Origin of the sequence: Pseudoduganella sp. RAF19 (assembly GCF_052114165.1) — a bacterium.
GTDB lineage: Bacteria > Pseudomonadota > Gammaproteobacteria > Burkholderiales > Burkholderiaceae_D > Rugamonas.
The window spans coordinates 1-12822 of record NZ_JBFREF010000017.1 but is presented as its reverse complement, the minus strand read 5'-3'; the positions used below and the strand labels follow the sequence as shown (position 1 = coordinate 12822).

The window sequence follows — 12822 nt, the reverse complement described above, 5'->3', positions numbered from 1 at the left end:
CAATGAGCGGCATTGAGTTACACTGGCATCGGGTCCGTTTATGGACCTCCTTGGATCACTAGAACCAACGGAGTACACATTGCGTAATCACAATTGGAGAATCCGATGCCTACCTACGCTGAATTGCAGGCTCAAATCGCCGAATTGAAAAAAGAGGCTGATCGAGCACGCCTCGACGAAATTGCTGATGCCAAAGCAAAGATCATGGAAATTATGGACAAATATGGCCTTACCCTGCACGACATCTCAGCCATGTTGGGCAAAGGTAAAACCAAAAACGCGCGTGCGGCTGTTCCAGCAAAGTATCGGGACCCGAAGACTGGTGCCACATGGACTGGACGCGGTCGTGCACCGCTTTGGTTGAACGGACGGGAAAAAGAGGACTATCGGATTAAATAGATGGATGAGATGGAATGGTTCCGGTGGTGGGTTTTGTCGACCCTTGCTGAGATTGCAGTGGCATCATAGTCCCTTGTAAGGTACGCTCGTATAACCATTTCTATATTTCTTCAATTGCCCGGATCTTTCGGTGGGCCAAGCTGGCTCACCGGTAGAACCGACCTCGCCGTTATAACTGCATTGCGTCTGTTAGGCAAAATTGGCTGTAACCAGGTAATTTTTGGCGTGGCTAAGTTTTTCTCCGACGTATGATTTGCACTCCTGCCGTCTCTAGTTAGAGGCGCGGTATGAGTATTCTTTGCGTTAGAGAGACATATATGAAAATAGCCCCTAGCGTTTTGGTTAAGGCCGGTGGGACTGGGACCGATGCCAAGCGCGGCGAAAGCCTGAACCATCGAGACACAAAAACGTTTCGTGAGGTGATGTCTGAGAGATTTCCAAGCCGGAACGTTGCTAACGCTACTGAAAGTTCGAGAAGCGTTGCGCAATTTGATTTCACGAACATTTCCCCTCAAAAGATGTTTGAGGCGATGAATGAGCTAATACGTGATGGTAAGATGACTTTGGACGAATCGTCGCCGCTGTTGGGCATGATTCCTACTCAACTCTCATCGCCTGCTTATGACGGTGAGATCCCTAAAGCATTCTATGAGCCTGTAAATTTCTTCGAAAAACTTCGTGAAGGTATGGAGGCCGCGAGCTCGCGAAATGAATATACAAGTCTCGCAAGAATGAAGCGTGCATTTGACTCGCTGTCCCGATGCCAAACCTGAAGTTCACTCTCGATCGATTCCGTATCGAAGCTGCAGGCCTGTGGCAGCTGTTCTAGCCCGTACTGGTCGGCCAGGTGGCCACCGTCGGTTTGGGCGTCGCAGACGTCGCGATGAGGCCATTCCAGCGCCGCCGAACTGGCGGCCGTATCGCTGGGCGCCCCGATCCGGTCCATCGCCATCGTGACCATCACCTGCATCATGATGGCCATTAGTACCGTTGTGGCACATGAGGTAGGCGCTGGCGATTTCGCAACGATTCCGCACACCGTTCGGTAGGCGCTGTGGGCCCTGGTGGCTGCACTCTTCGCCAACGTCGCCACGCTGCTGTTCGACTATCTGCAAATGGCTCCCGAAGTGAACCAGTGCGCCTCGCTGTTCGTCCACATCATCAGCGCGGCCTTGCCTGTACCCTGCTGGAAGAGTTAGTTTGCGCTTTTGGGATATCACTCGCTTTTAGCGTGGTGCTACGCTGACATCGGACTTCAACAAAAGCGGAGAGCGTCAGATGGACAAAGTAGATAAGGGCATGAATCGTCGTCGATTCCTTCATGCTGCGGGTACCGGGGCAGCGGGCGTAGCGGTCGCAGTCGCTGCGCCGGCCTCGGTAGCAAACGCTGGCCCGGTACGTAAGGCGCCGGGGCGAGATTATGATGTCGTCGTCGTCGGTGGCGGATTTGCAGGGGTTACGGCCGCGCGCGATTGCCGCAAAAATGGCTACAAAACTCTAGTCTTAGAGGCGCGAGACCGTCTCGGTGGCCGCACCTTTACGCAAAAATTCGCAGGCCATCATGTTGAGCTAGGCGGTACCTGGATCCATTGGAGCCAGCCATATGTCTGGTCTGAAAAAGAGCGCTATGGTTTGGAAGTGATGGGCATTCCAGATGGACTGGACGCAAACGTTGACACTACCGTGGTCGTCGCGAACGGCGAGCGTAAAGTGTTTAATGCGGAAGAAATCGTCCCAGTGGCTGAGGCTCTCGACCGGTATTTCGCAGATGCTAGCGAAGCTTGGCCACGTCCATTCGATGCAAAATTCGCATGGAAGGAATTGCTGGAGCGCGACCAGCTTAGTGCGCGCGACAAACTTAACAAATTGGAGCTGACTTCAATCCAACGCGGCGCTCTCGACGGGTTCCTGGCTGCGTATGGACACTGCGACATCAGCAATGTTTCGTACAACGAGGTTGCGCGCTGGTGGACGCTACCAGGCTCCAATCTTTTTGCTGCAAACGAATCCCTGGTCCGATACACCTTTAAGGATGGCACCGTTAGCTTGATTAACGCCATGATGGAAGATGGCAAGCCTGAGCTTCAGCTAGCGACGCCGGTCAAGAAGATTGAAGATAAAGGCGACCACGTAATTATCACGACGCAGCAAGGCAAGCGAATTACGGCTGGCGCAGTTATTGTCGCACTGCCGATGAACGTCGTGCATAACGTGGAGTTCGTTCCTCCTCTCGATCCTAAGGTGGTTGAGGCGGGCCAGGAAAAGCACGCTGGTGCCGGCGTTAAGGTATTCATCAAGACAAAGGGGAAAGCTGGCTATGCGGGCCGCTTCATGGGCCTGGGCGATTCTGCTCAGCCCATTAGTGTCGTCCTGACCTATGCTAAAGCGGACGACCATACGATCTATGCAGCGTTCGGGTCCGATCCTAACCGGTTCAGCGCGACCGATAAGGCCGGCGTCCAGGCTGCTCTGAGAGCATATCTGCCGGACGCGGAAGTGATGGAATGCTTTGGACACGAATGGACAACTGATCCCTACAGCCGCGGCACCTATTGCTCGTACAAACCGGCTTGGTTTGGCAAGTATTACGACCATTTCCAAAAGGACCGCGGTCGTATCATTTTCGGTCAGGGCGACCACGGCGAAGGCTGGCGCGGCTTCATTGACGGGGCAATTGGCGCAGGCGGGATCGCCGCACGTCGTGTGAAAAAGTTGCTGGGTTGATGCGCTAGGTTCAATTAGCGAGAACACATAGAGCATTTCGCTAAGGGCTGAGATCGCCAATTCCACACTTCTGGGTGTGGAATTGGCGGTCACAGAAGCGAAGCTTGGACACAATCGCTCCCGGACGATAACTGAAAACCAAGGGCCAGCCTTGTGAGTCCTGATAACTGGATGGTCGCATGGTCGGCTTTTGCTGCTCGCCAATCGATTCCATTTTGGCCTGGCTCATCCATCCAATTTTGAAGGGCGCGGATTGGCTCGATCCCCGAGCAACGAGATGGGGGTCACGCTGAGGTGCAGGCCATGCATTATCAGACATTCTATCGGAGCGTTTGAAAACAATGTGCCCAAATTTCGCAAGGTCTTTGCTGGCGGCCTGTTGTGGCAGAAGGTTCAGATCGGCGTCGCGCGCCATAGTGATAGTGAAAAGCCTTAATCGTCCAGAAGGCGGTCGGCGTTACTTGATGGCGTTACCCAGCAAAACACCATGCAGCAAGAGACCGCTAGTAATCGCACTTCATGGAACCGGAGCCACGGCCGAACAGCTCTTTGGTATGGCGTTTCCGCCGTCACCGCTCTCGGTATGGCTTGAAATCGCCGAACGCGACGATGTCGTTGTCGTTGCTGCGGACGCTGGCGAGGACGGGTGGAGTGATTGTTTCGCCAGTGACGCGCGCGTGGCGAAACAAGATGATGTAGCCTTTATCAGCGCAATCATCGACCACGCCATTGCTGAACATGAAGCGGATCCGGAACGTGTGTATGTGATGGGCGTATCGCGCGGAGGCTTGCTGGCTTATCGCATCGCTGCCGAGATTCCACATAAGTTAGCGGCCTTCTCGGCAGTGTTGGCCTGCATGCCTCCGCCTGAACGTGTGCGGATGCCGTCGAAGCCGTTGTCGGCGCTAATCATTGGCGCGACAGCTGATCCGCTGATGCCATACACGGGTGGGAAATATTTCTATGCACTTCGCTTTCTCGACCAGGTCAGCAGTATTGAAGACAGTGCGCGGTTCTGGTGCGAGCTGGCAGGACTAACCGAAACGTCTGCTGTATCGGAACTCGCGCACCGACATGATTGGGATAAGACTCGTGTGGTTCTTTACCTGTGGGGAGGTGACCCAACGAAGCTGCAGGTCGGTCTCTACAAGATCATCGATGGTGGGCATGCCGAGCCAAGTATCGCCCAGCGTTACCCGTCATGGATTAACAAGCTGGTAGGCCAACAGAACGCGGATCTGGAAGTAGCCGAAGCTGCTTGGACTTTTTTCAAGGACAAGTGTCGTGCCGCTCAGGGCCACTACGTCGCTGCATAAGTGGTACTAGCTCAGATCTTAACTTGACACACGATGTCCGCTGAGCGGCAGCAGCCGCCCATTCCGGACAGTTGTTAAGACCGCGGCCGGCTGGCACCCGGCCTGCGGCAGCGCGCATCGCTGTACCGGCGACCTTGATGCGGGCGTTGTATGGCAATCTGCCCGTTTGGTAGATCGTGCGGGCCGGACGGTGGCCTGCGGGGAACAGTTCTGCAAACAACGCAATGACCTGTGGCAGGTCCGCCAGGTCGATGAAGGCAATATCGACAAACACCATATCCTGCAGCGTGAAACCTGACGCTTCCAGAACATGTGCAACATTCTGGAATGCGTGCCGCGCTTCCTCCTCCCCGGAACATAGTTCCCATCGCGGCCAATGGCAAGTTGCCCGCTCAGATAGCATGTGTGCCGACGACCACTGCATGGCTGATCGGCGCCGACCAGGCCGGCAGGTTCTCTCCATTAACTAATGAACTGCTTCAATTGCACTCCAATTCGCTGGGTTGATGGGTGTTGCCTGACAGTACTAGTCAAGGCGCTTGGCCCTGGTTTCGCTACCGTCCTGTTCCACTGTGACGGCGTCAATTTTCCCACCAGCATCTTTCTCGAAGGTCAGCACGACATCGACGGCCTTATAGAAATAGCGGTATTCGCTTTCAGGAAATATCTCCAATTGCCGCTGCCCAGCCAGTTGGGCAAACAGACGGTCGCCTTTCGAGCTGATAAAAAAGGTCGCCGATCCCAGTTGATATTGCCCTTCGAAGCGCGAATAAAGACGAGGATCCACCTTGACCTGGCGGTGCGCCGGGGCCACGCCCAGCGCCATGCGCGCCAGTGCGTCGGTGATCTTGCCGACAACTTCGTCACCATAATTGCTCAAGACAATGACAGTGACCTTATCGTCCGGGTAATAAGCCAGCATAGAGGCTGTACCCCCCGATGTTGCCGCCGTGCTCATACAACTTGCGCGAGAGGCTCTCATGGATGAACCAGCCCAGCCCGTAATGATGGCCACCGTCAGTGAACATCGCCTTCAGTGCGGCCGGGCTCAGCACATTCCCCTTGATCAGCCTCTGATGCCAAGCGAGAAGATCATCCACTGTCGAATACATAGCGCCCGCCGCATACGCGTTGCTCATGTTGACCAGCCTGCCCTTCACCACCTGGTCCGGACCATCCGTGTAATCCTGGGCCAACTGGCCCACCACTATGCGCCCGTCGTCATAGCCCGAATCGTGCAGGTTGATCGGCGTCAGCAGCTTTTGCTCAAGATAGTCCTGGTAGCTTATGCCGCCCACGGCCTCGATGATGCGGCCCAACAGGACGTAACCCATGTTGTTATACGTGAATTTCGTACCATGCTTATAATTCAGCGGAACGTCCTTGAGCAAGTCGATGAGCTCTTGCGGGGTATGCTTCACGGGCATCAGCTTGGCGTCGGAATCGTCCGGCGACGTATAGCTCGGAATGCCCGAAGTGTGCGACAGCAGCTGGCGGACGGTCGCCGGTCCCCAGCTGGCCGGCAGAGCGGGCAAATATTTGCTGATCGGATCGTCCAGGCCAAGCTTGTTCTCGTCGGCCAACTGCAAAATCGCGGCGGCAGTAAATTGCTTGGTAATAGAACCAATTCGATACCTGGTCTTGACGGTATTCGGGATCATCCACTCACGGTTGGCCGCGCCGTAGGCCTTGCGGAAAACAGGTTTGCCATTGCGTGCGACCAGCACCGTGCCGGTAAACAGCTCGCCCCGAACATACTCTGTCATCAGCGCATCCGCATGCTCAAGAAATTTAGTGTCCGCTTGGGGCCGTGCGGCCGCTGGAGCTAGGCCGGACATCACTAGCACTGACAGGAGTGCGAACTGCGATAACGCCGGTTTAAAGATAATTTCAAAAATGGTAGGGATAATAGGAGTCAAAGTTGATTTCATGTATGGTAGGGAGCAGGGCGGCCCGCCGCTTCGCTCTTAATATAAGATTTAGGAATATTGAGAACCAAGAATAACGTTTTTCAAAAGTATAGCCATGAGCAATTGGGGCTTCGGTCGAGGATTAATAGAGAACGTGAGCGGCGGCTACTGGCCGTAAGAAGGCTATTCACCACGCTCACGGATGTAACTATTGATTGCTTTGCCGTAGAGCTCTGTCTCCATTTCGTAGGTCATGCCAATGCGCTCGGCCACGCGACGCGATGATTCATTCCCAGGAGTGATGAGTGCCCGAACTTTCGGTTCGTGCCGAACCTCGAACGCATAATTCAAGACTGCTGTTGCCGCCTCGCTTGCAATTCCCTTTCCCCAGGCGGCTTGATATGTATTCCATCCCAACTCCATCACAGTTGATTGCTCACGATAGAAGGCGCCGACATTACCGACGAGCTGACCAGTTCGCTTCTCCTCTAGAGCCCACCAACCAGCTCCTTGCAGGACCCATAATCCAGCTTGGGAACTGAAGATTCGCCACGCCGTTTGACGGTCAGCTGAGCCCAAGTGAGCAGAGCTATCGGGATTCGCCAAATGGTCCGCAAATAAGTCGAAGTCGTCGCGCCGATATTCGCGAAGCGTAAGTCGTTCTGTCTGCAGGTACGGTACGAAAATGGAGAACGCAGAATTCATCAGGAGCCTATCCTTTAGATCATTAGCTGTGATCAACTGTCCGGTGTTGGTGATTGCAGCCACACATTTAAAAAAATGCTCGTGAGGCATAATGAAGACTCTAACTCACCCTATCAGTCTGAGCCAGGTCAGTCTGAGCTACTACACATAAGTTTCTTACGATATTAACTAGTTCGATTAGGTGTTCAGGCGGCGAGCGCCGCCCGATTGGCGGCATCACGCATTGATTCAGAAGGCAAGCAGCCAAACTGGCGGCGGAAGTCGCCAGCAAAACGGCTTGCGTGTTCATAACCGCACTGGGCTGCAATTTCTGCAATGCTACGTCTCCGCGCATCGGTTGCAGTGCCAAGCCCGCGGATTAAGATACGCGCTGCATTTAGCCTCATTGCTTTTAAATACTGCTGGGGGGGCAGGCCTAGACAGCTCTCAAAATGGTATTGCAATGTCCGTTCGCTGACATGCGCGGCGGCACAAACGTCAGCCATTGTGAACTCTTGATCCAGGTGCACACGCATAAAGCGGATCGCGTGCCGCACGACGGAACTCCGTCGTTCCGTGGCAGCAGAATGAGCTCGCGGGATAGTGTCGCTATTCATTGCCAAGGAGAGGGCCAACACTACAGTACTGCGAGCAGTTTCCATGATTTGTGAAAATGAGAGGGTGCCAGGCCAGCTTAAGTTATTGTCCAGCGCATTACTCATGATTTGCCACAAATTTTGCAGCATGGATGCTGCATGCGAGTCGAGAGCTACCACACCTTGCTGCAGCGCCGTCTGGATTGGTGAAATGTGCGCCCCGTCGTCGCCAAAGACTACTTCCTTATCGATGACAATACCCAACATGTCGGTTTGACCGGTAGTGCGGAAATCGTATTCCCTACCTCCTTCAAGCGCCACTATTGAATTGGTGCTCACAGGCTGCCGGTTGATAGTCAGAGAATCGTTACGGCCGAGGGTCAGGCCGAACACTAGGGTGTCCGAAGGTGGTTCGACGAACTGGTGAAGAGACTGGTTTGTTGTTTCTCGGATAATGCATGCTTTCCCATTCAGTGCGATCGCAATATTCCCGTGGAATTTACCACGGCTAATCTGGCAGTACTCCTGGTCCCACCCCGTCATTAAGCGAGCGTGTTCATCGATATCTTCGGTGTTCCAACGTTGAATTTGAGGAGTAGAGGGAAGCATGGCGGACCTCCTGCAACTGGATGAGTTAATTCTTAGTCTTGGTTGGATAGTACGAAGCGTACGCCCAGAGCCAGGAACAACAGGCCATTCGTCAGCAGGGCAGTCGCAGTAACGCCTGCGGCTTTAGTTTTGGCTTCGAGCTGGCGAGGGCGATGAAGATTGCCAGGTCGTGGATGCCACGCATAATTCGAGGGAGTTTTCAGTAAGATTTGTAAGGTAAGAATTTGCCGCTAAGTACTACATGGACTCGGTCGCCCTTTGCATCCTCCTGGCGGTCAATCTGAATCGAAAAGTCGATAGCGCTCATGATGCCGTCTCCAAACTCCTCGTGGATCAATTCTTTGATGGTAGTCCCATAGACGTTGATCATTTCGTACCAACGATAGATTAGTGGGTCCACAGGAACTGCGGTCGGCAGAGAGCCCTTGTAAGGCACCACCTGAAGCCAATTCGTTTCCTCGTCGGTTAGACCAAAAAGATCCTTTGCTATCGCAGCCTGCCGCTCATCTAGGCACATCTGACCTAGCATCGCAGCAGTTGTCCATTCTTTGCTCTGACCCAGCTTGGCGGCGATATCCGCCCACTTCATTTTCTGTGCGACTTTCGACGAAATAATCTTCGCAGTGACGTGTTGACGGTCCATCCGACCTCCTAATTATTGGGACGAAAATTCTCTGGATTTCCCGAGGATGTGCAATCCACTGACACGAGCACACTCGGCCAAGTAACGGTAGCAAATTCGGATTGAGTCGCGCCGCCATCAATCGAATAAATCCGGCCAATCTCTCCTGGAGAGGCTTCGAGCATGTGCCGTGGTGGACTGCTGCAACCCAGACAAATCAGGGAGCAAGCTGGCCTGTCCCAACTGGCCGGCTGTGCAAATCGAGGGCTGCGCACGGGCGCAGTAAATGGAACACACCTGTATGCATCGATCGAATAGGCATGCAGCCCGAACGTCTGGCCAAGTGCACGCTAAGAATGGCAGGCAATTCACACAACTTGGCAGTTTGGGGTGGCGGACGTGAACTAACTTTAGAGATGAGGAGAAGCACGCCGAACCTACAGGGGCGACGTAACGCGACGTTCCGAAGGCCACTAAGGAGGGAATATCATGTTTAGCGTTTGGGGGCGAAAAGTAGCCCGTCGTCCATTAGGATTCGTAGCTGATTACTGTGAAATTTGCGGGGAGCCGAAAGCATTCAAGCTCACCCGTCTCGATTTAGTAGGTCATATCTGCTATGTCAGGTTCGGCCATGGAGAACTCATGGGCTATGAGCGAACGTGTACTACTTGCGACACGTTCTTCGAAGCCAACTCAGCAGAGTATGCCGGCGTATCGCGAATTTCTTGGCCAATCGAAGCGTTGCTGCGAAAAACACGTCCGCGTTTTGAAGATGTAATGGAAGAGCGTCGCGCTCTCGAAAAGCGACTCGGCTCAGATCGACATCCACTTACTCAAGATGAGCGAATGGCGCGGATAAAGACTCCTTTCGTTCTACTTTCTCCTATCGTTGAGAGGCGCTTCTCAACGACCCGCCTCGATATGGGAATTCTTCTAGCCTTTGCAGTGGCCGCGGGGTTGTGCGTTGCCGTCGCTGGTATTGCCGAAGCCTTTGTTCCCGAGGCTACCGATTGGTTGTTCGCGTTTGCGTTGGCAATCGGCAGCGGGCCAATCATCTGGCAATTTAATGCATCTAGTTCGCGCTACATGCGAAAGGAAATCTTGCCGATCCTCGTTAAACTGCTTGCTCCGCTAAGACCAAGTCAGGACGAAGTCGAACGGACTTTGCTCGAGTTCAAACAGGCAGGACACACGATTGGAAATAAACTTGAAGCGTCTGAAGTACTTCAGAGTATGGGACTCTCCCCGTAATAGGTTCAGATTGCTAGCCTTACTGGAAATTGTCCCCGTTTCTTACGTCATTGCACGGGGCTCCGCATCGATTGTGACCAAGCGGCTAGTGATCTGGTCACGTAACGCTCGACGCCGTCTGCGAGCGAAGACGACCGAGCCTCATATGCAGCGGCGATCTTTTTGTGGCGTGGACTAATACTCGAAGCACGTGTCCGGTAGGCTCAACGTCGAGTAAGTAAGAGCACTAAGTCTACTAGGCGTGTAAAAGCATTTCCCCAACCCATCCTGCTGGAACCCAATTGTTCGCCATTTGAAGAGAAGTAATTGGTTGACCTTCACCCCATGGGAAGGATTACAGTGCAGAACATGAACATTGCTTAGCGAGCTTGCCATGGAAATCGGGAGCAGGATTTTTGAACTGTTAGCTATTGCAATTAGCGTAGTTGCGTTGTGCTGCTTGATCTATACCGACGCATATTCAGACGCCGCGCGAACCGAAGCGCGAGGTGTGGCAGCACTTACTCGTTTCATGGTGAGTGATGCCAATATCTAGCGCTGTGCACGATGGCGTCGGCTCCGGTAGGAGCAAAGGATGCCCTAGGAACGGATCACGTCAAAGGTCGTTCCAGAAGTAAAGGGGAGACGACCGCACAGCCTGGATTTGCGACATCCCTGCACGGCAGAGGAACGCGTAACAGCGGTGGTTGCAAGATGTTCTCCCCAAATCAAATAGTCAGCCTCACTGACCGTGTGGATGGCTTAATGGTCTAGTTTTTCCAATATACGAGATCAATAAGAGATGCCTTCTTTAGGCAGGCGATGCATTGCAATCATAGGGAGTTGATGTGCAGTGCAGCCGTCTCCTCTAGTTATCGTCATAAAAGGGTTAAATATGAAAATCACTAAACAACTAACAACTTTGGCGCGAGCGCTGGCTATCGCCGCCGGTGGGCTGGCTGCGGCCATCCTGGCTGGCTGCGACTCGGCGAACAGCAAGCCTGCTGAAGCCCCGGCAGCGGGCGGTCCTCCGATCTCCGCCGCCGTGGTGGTGCAGAGGCCGGTCATCGAGACCCAGGAATTTTCCGGCCGTCTGGAAGCCATCGACCGCGTCGAAATCCGTCCGCGCGTCTCCGGCTTTATCACCGCAGTGAACTTCAAGCCGGGCAGCGAAGTGAAAAAAGGCGACGTACTGTTCGTAATCGATCCTCGTCCATTTAAAGCGGAAGCTGATCGCGCTGAAGCTGCCGCCAACTCGGCTCACGCCAAGGCCGACCTGGCGCGCATTGAGCTGGCACGCGCTGAAAAGCTGCTGGTCGATAAAGCCATCGCGCAACGTGAATTCGACGAACGCACGTCCGCACTAAAGGAACTGGATGCATCGGCGCGCGCCGCAGCTGCAGCTTACGAAGCAGCCAAGCTGAATCTGACCTACACCAATGTGGTGTCGCCAATCGATGGCCGCGTGTCGAAAGCCGAGATCACCCTGGGCAACCTGGTGGACCAGAACGCCGTGCTAACTTCCGTGCTGTCGCTGGACCGCATTTACGCCAGCTTCGACGGCGATGAAGCGACCTATCTGCGCGTTGGCGCCCTGGCCCAGCGCGGCAAGCCAGCCACCGTGAAGATCGGCCTGGCCAACGAAGAAGGCTTCCCGCATGAAGGCAAGCTGGAATTCGTGGACAACCAGCTCGACACCCGCACCGGCTCCGTGCGTATGCGCGCCACGCTGGAGAACAAGGACCGCGCCCTGGCGCCTGGCCTGTTCGCTCGTGTATCGCTGGGCGGCAGCGAAGCGAAGACCGATTCGCTGCTGATCAACGAACGCGCTGTGAACACTGACCAGGACCGCAAGTTCGTGTTCGTGGTTACTGCCGACAGCAAGGCTGAATACCGCCCTGTCAAGCTGGGTCCAGTCATCGACGGTCTGCGCCTGGTGCGTGATGGCCTGAAGCCGGGCGAGAAGATCATCGTCAACGGCCTGCAGCGTGTGCGCCCTGGTGCGCCGGTGACTGCACAAACTGTGGCCATGGACTTCAATCCGGACGCCGCACCTGCGCAGGGTAAGAAGCCAGAACAAAAGAAAGACGCCAAGGTCGCTACATCTGACAGCAAAGCTGGCACTTCTAAGGAATAAGAACCAATGCACTTTTCACGCTTCTTTGTCGATAAGCCGATTTTCGCGGCGGTCTTATCGATCGTGATTTTCGTGGCGGGACTGATTGCAATCTTCAATCTCCCGATCTCGGAATACCCAAGGGTTGTGCCGCCATCCGTGGTGGTGCGCGCGCAGTACCCGGGCGCGAACCCGAAGATTATTGCTGAAACAGTGGCTGCGCCGCTAGAAGAGCAAATCAACGGCGTCGAGAACATGCTGTACATGTCCTCGCAAAACACCTCGGACGGCGCTCTGGCGCTGACCGTGACCTTCAAGATCGGCACCAACGTGGAGCAAGCCGAGACGCAGGTGCAGAACCGCGTCCAGCGCGCGCTGCCACGCCTGCCGGAGGAAGTGCGCCAGATCGGCGTGACGACCGTGAAGTCGTCGCCCAATCTGACCATGGTGGTCCACCTGCAATCACCGAATGGCCGCTACAGCGACCTGTATCTGCGTAACTATGCGGTGCTGAACATCAAGGACCAGCTGGCCCGCTTGCCTGGCATGGGCGAAGTGCAGCTGTTCGGCTCCGGCGACTACGCCATGCGTATCTGGCTCTCGACCCGCAGAAAGT

The 12822-nt window shown here is 54.6% G+C and carries 15 protein-coding genes; 9 read left to right on the top strand and 6 right to left on the bottom strand.

What is annotated here, in order from left to right; all coding sequences use genetic code 11:
- The first annotated feature begins 105 nt into the window (after positions 1 to 105).
- The 6 genes from AB4Z19_RS29725 (at position 106) to AB4Z19_RS29700 (ending at position 4439) form a co-directional block, all read left to right on the top strand.
- A complete protein-coding gene (locus AB4Z19_RS29725; protein ID WP_442028136.1) occupies positions 106 to 399 on the top strand; it encodes an H-NS histone family protein in 294 nt (97 codons plus the stop codon).
- Positions 400 to 716: 317 nt separating this feature from the next.
- Entirely contained in the window at positions 717 to 1172 is a 456-nt protein-coding gene (locus tag AB4Z19_RS29720; protein WP_442028135.1) for a hypothetical protein, read from the top strand.
- A 135-nt stretch (positions 1173 to 1307) separates the two neighbouring features.
- Positions 1308 to 1448 (top strand): MATE family efflux transporter, encoded by a 141-nt coding sequence (locus AB4Z19_RS29715; protein ID WP_442028139.1) that lies wholly within the window; start codon positions 1308 to 1310, stop codon positions 1446 to 1448.
- Between the two features lie 15 nt (positions 1449 to 1463).
- Positions 1464 to 1598, top strand: a complete 135-nt coding sequence (locus AB4Z19_RS29710; RefSeq protein WP_442028134.1) for a hypothetical protein — start codon at positions 1464 to 1466, stop codon at positions 1596 to 1598.
- Positions 1599 to 1677: 79 nt separating this feature from the next.
- The gene (locus AB4Z19_RS29705; RefSeq protein WP_442037062.1) at positions 1678 to 3123 is read left to right on the top strand and encodes a flavin monoamine oxidase family protein; all 1446 of its coding nucleotides are present in this window, start codon (positions 1678 to 1680) and stop codon (positions 3121 to 3123) included.
- Positions 3124 to 3587: 464 nt separating this feature from the next.
- Positions 3588 to 4439, top strand: coding sequence for an alpha/beta hydrolase family esterase (locus AB4Z19_RS29700; RefSeq protein ID WP_442037060.1), 852 nt, complete (start codon positions 3588 to 3590; stop codon positions 4437 to 4439).
- Here AB4Z19_RS29700 and AB4Z19_RS29695 read toward each other — a convergent pair.
- The 6 genes from AB4Z19_RS29695 to cynS form a co-directional block, all read right to left on the bottom strand.
- The gene (locus AB4Z19_RS29695; RefSeq protein WP_442037083.1) at positions 4393 to 4842 is read right to left on the bottom strand and encodes a RidA family protein; all 450 of its coding nucleotides are present in this window, start codon (positions 4840 to 4842) and stop codon (positions 4393 to 4395) included. The genes AB4Z19_RS29700 and AB4Z19_RS29695 overlap by 47 nt on opposite strands.
- 123 nt (positions 4843 to 4965) lie before the next feature.
- Positions 4966 to 5361: a DUF3471 domain-containing protein gene (locus AB4Z19_RS29690; RefSeq protein WP_442030226.1), complete on the bottom strand. Its 396-nt coding sequence runs from the start codon at positions 5359 to 5361 to the stop codon at positions 4966 to 4968.
- Complete coding sequence (locus AB4Z19_RS29685) at positions 5336 to 6358, bottom strand: serine hydrolase domain-containing protein (RefSeq protein WP_442037058.1); 1023 nt, start codon at positions 6356 to 6358, stop codon at positions 5336 to 5338. Before AB4Z19_RS29685 ends, AB4Z19_RS29690 begins: the two co-directional genes overlap by 26 nt.
- A gap of 174 nt (positions 6359 to 6532) precedes the next feature.
- On the bottom strand, positions 6533 to 7054 hold the full coding sequence (locus AB4Z19_RS29680) for a GNAT family N-acetyltransferase (protein ID WP_442025602.1): 522 nt from the start codon (positions 7052 to 7054) through the stop codon (positions 6533 to 6535).
- A 185-nt stretch (positions 7055 to 7239) separates the two neighbouring features.
- Positions 7240 to 8238 carry a helix-turn-helix domain-containing protein gene (locus AB4Z19_RS29675; RefSeq protein ID WP_442025603.1) on the bottom strand — a complete coding sequence of 333 codons (999 nt, stop codon included), beginning with the start codon at positions 8236 to 8238 and terminating at the stop codon, positions 7240 to 7242.
- Between the two features lie 199 nt (positions 8239 to 8437).
- A complete protein-coding gene (gene cynS / locus AB4Z19_RS29670; RefSeq protein WP_442025604.1) occupies positions 8438 to 8881 on the bottom strand; it encodes a cyanase in 444 nt (147 codons plus the stop codon).
- A 468-nt stretch (positions 8882 to 9349) separates the two neighbouring features.
- Between cynS and AB4Z19_RS29665 the strand changes: the two genes are divergently transcribed.
- From AB4Z19_RS29665 to AB4Z19_RS29655, 3 genes are all read left to right on the top strand, one after another.
- The gene (locus AB4Z19_RS29665) at positions 9350 to 10111 is read left to right on the top strand and encodes a hypothetical protein (protein ID WP_442037056.1); all 762 of its coding nucleotides are present in this window, start codon (positions 9350 to 9352) and stop codon (positions 10109 to 10111) included.
- A gap of 874 nt (positions 10112 to 10985) precedes the next feature.
- Positions 10986 to 12227: an efflux RND transporter periplasmic adaptor subunit gene (locus tag AB4Z19_RS29660; protein ID WP_442037054.1), complete on the top strand. Its 1242-nt coding sequence runs from the start codon at positions 10986 to 10988 to the stop codon at positions 12225 to 12227.
- Positions 12228 to 12233: 6 nt separating this feature from the next.
- Positions 12234 to 12822 (top strand): efflux RND transporter permease subunit (locus tag AB4Z19_RS29655; RefSeq protein ID WP_442037052.1); only part of this gene is annotated, 589 nt, incomplete at its 3' end.